This window comes from Vibrio sp. SG41-7 (assembly GCF_014164465.1).
Classification (GTDB): domain Bacteria; phylum Pseudomonadota; class Gammaproteobacteria; order Enterobacterales; family Vibrionaceae; genus Vibrio; species Vibrio splendidus.
The window spans coordinates 1-607 of sequence record NZ_JACJFF010000333.1 but is presented as its reverse complement, the minus strand read 5'-3'; the positions used below and the strand labels follow the sequence as shown (position 1 = coordinate 607).

Sequence of the window (607 nt, the reverse complement as noted above, 5' to 3'; positions counted from 1 at the left end):
ATGTCAGTGTTGAGTGAAATCATCACGGCTGTTGTGGCGAAGAGGCCGTACCCCAACGTCTTTGATCTCTAGGCGGCTCTCACCCTCCGTTAATATCAAGTCAAGTTACCTTGGTGAACGATTACGCCTAAGTCATGCTTCTGATGCACTGGAACAGCAAAGGATACACCCCGCGACTTATGCTGAACTTGGCTTTGAAGAAAGGTTAGGACTCATCCTTGATCATGAGATAGTGAACCGAGATCAAACCAAAATCCAACGACTTAAACGGCAAGCCAAGCTGCGCCTAAGCGCTAGTGGAAATCAACTGGACTACCGCCCAGAGCGAGGCTTAAAAAGGTGGTCGATTAAAAACGAAACCAGGGGTCACATCAGCCGAAATACGCACTTTTTCCAAATTAACAGCGGAAGAAGCCAACATGCTGCCAAACGACTACTTGGTGAAGCGGTTTTACACCTTTTAGTGACGGATCAATATTCTCCCCTCATAGAAACCTGCAAAAAACGTGGCTTATCGGCAATGTCAGTGTTGAGTGAAATCATCACGGCTGTTGTGGCGAAGAGGCCGTACCCCAACGTCTTTGATCTCTAGGCGGCTCTCACCCTC

The 607-nt window shown here is 48.1% G+C and carries 1 protein-coding gene; it reads left to right on the top strand.

Annotated features, from left to right (window positions below; translation table 11 throughout):
• Nucleotides 1-13: 13 nt before the first annotated feature.
• The gene (locus tag H5300_RS28600; RefSeq protein ID WP_182797385.1) at nt 14-592 is read left to right on the top strand and encodes an ATP-binding protein; all 579 of its coding nucleotides are present in this window, start codon (nt 14-16) and stop codon (nt 590-592) included.
• Nucleotides 593-607: the final 15 nt, after the last annotated feature.